Below are 1,691 nucleotides of genomic sequence, written 5' to 3'. Positions count from 1 at the left end.
ATGATTTTTATTTTAGCTAACAAATCTCCTGTTTTGACAAAGTTCCCTTCTTCCACAAGAATTTCATCAATGATACCTGAAATTTGCGGTTTGATATTTGTTTCATCTTCTGGAGTTACTTTTCCTGTAGCGACTGATTTTTTTTCAATGGTTGTTACAAAGGCAGTATTGGTTTTAAATTCCACTGCTGATTTACTGTTCTTTTCCTTGAAAAACCATAATACATAACCTAGTGCCCCTAGGATTGCGATTACAAGAATGATTTTTAATGTTTTTTTCATGTCAATTAAGAGTTAGTTTTGTTTTTCATTTTTTCGTCGCTTACAATTACTCCATCTTTTAGTCTTACCAATCGATCGGTTTGTTCTGCAATATCTTCTTCGTGTGTGATTACCACAATCGTCATACCCTCTGCGTTGATGCTTTTTAGTATATCCATGACAGATTCTGTAGTAGCAGAATCTAAAGCTCCTGTAGGCTCATCAGCAAGAATAACTTTAGGTTTGGTAACCAGTGCACGGGCAATGGCAACTCTCTGTTTTTGTCCACCTGAGAGCTCGTTAGGTAGATGTTTTGCCCAGTCTTTTAATCCTACCTTGTCAAGATATTCTAAAGCCATTTGTTGTCGCTCCTTCTTTTTGATTCCTTTGTAGTACAAGGGTAAGGCAACATTTTCAAGTGCTGTTTTGTAGGAGATTAAGTTGAAAGATTGGAATACAAAACCAAGAAATTTATTTCTTAGTATAGCACCCTTCTTTTCATTTAAATCTATTATTTCTTCCTGATTTAGATAATATTTACCCTCATCGTGAACATCCAAAAGTCCTAATATATTAAGCAGGGTAGATTTACCCGAACCAGAAGCTCCCATGATGGCAATAAATTCACCTTCTTTAATGTTTAGGTCTAAACCTTTAAGAACATGCAGGGAATCTTTTCCAACGGGATAAGATTTATGTAAGTTTTCAATTTTTATCATCTACAATTTATTTTATTCATCACTCAGTGCTTCAATAGGTTTTATTCTGGTGGCTCGTCCTGCAGGAATCATTCCAATCAATGTGCCTAAAACAGTCAAGCACAAGACAGCGATCATAACAATAGGGATTGACACCGAAGGATTCACCAGAGCAGCATCATCTCCTTGTCCAAACTTTGCATCTACAATTATTAGTACGCCTCCTCCGGAGATAATTCCTAAGATACCAGCGATTAAAGAAAGTGATAAAGCTTCCATGATCACTTGTCTTTTAATCATAATAGGTGTGGCTCCTAAGGCACGGCGAATTCCAATTTCTTTTGTTCTTTCGGTAACGGTAATCAGAAGAATGTTTCCTATGGCAAATACTCCTGCTATTAAAGTTGCAATACCAACAAACCAAGTTAAAAACTGCATTCCTTTTAAAAATCCTGTAATTTTTTTATACTCTTTTCCAAAGTTGTAACTACCGAACGCCCTAGGATCATCAGGTCTAATACTGCCAAGGTTTTTCAATAGTAGTTTGGCGTCTTTTTCTATTTGATTGATATCTTGGTCAGCATACCCAGTTATCATAAGCCAACCCACACTGTCTCCCGCATTGAATATTTGTTGGAAGCAAGTAAAGGGAATATGAACACTATTTTCATTATCGAACTCGCCACTTTTGAAAACTCCAATAACGTGAAAGTTAATATTATTAATTAATACA

At 35.8% G+C, this 1,691-nt stretch carries 3 protein-coding genes; all 3 read right to left on the bottom strand.

What is annotated here, in order from left to right:
* Positions 1 to 281, bottom strand: a 281-nt coding sequence (locus P8H68_RS00375) for a biotin/lipoyl-binding protein (RefSeq protein WP_300320132.1), incomplete at its 3' end; no start/stop codon positions are given.
* A 5-nt stretch (positions 282 to 286) separates the two neighbouring features.
* On the bottom strand, positions 287 to 979 hold the full coding sequence (locus tag P8H68_RS00370) for an ABC transporter ATP-binding protein (RefSeq protein WP_300320129.1): 693 nt from the start codon (positions 977 to 979) through the stop codon (positions 287 to 289).
* A 12-nt stretch (positions 980 to 991) separates the two neighbouring features.
* The coding region (locus P8H68_RS00365) for an FtsX-like permease family protein (protein WP_300320125.1) at positions 992 to 1,691 on the bottom strand (700 nt) is incomplete at its 5' end.

This window comes from Flavicella sp., from assembly GCF_029238425.1.
Taxonomy (GTDB): domain Bacteria; phylum Bacteroidota; class Bacteroidia; order Flavobacteriales; family Flavobacteriaceae; genus Flavicella.
The sequence above is the reverse complement of the archived record's forward strand: the minus strand, read 5'-3'. Positions and strand labels throughout refer to the sequence as shown.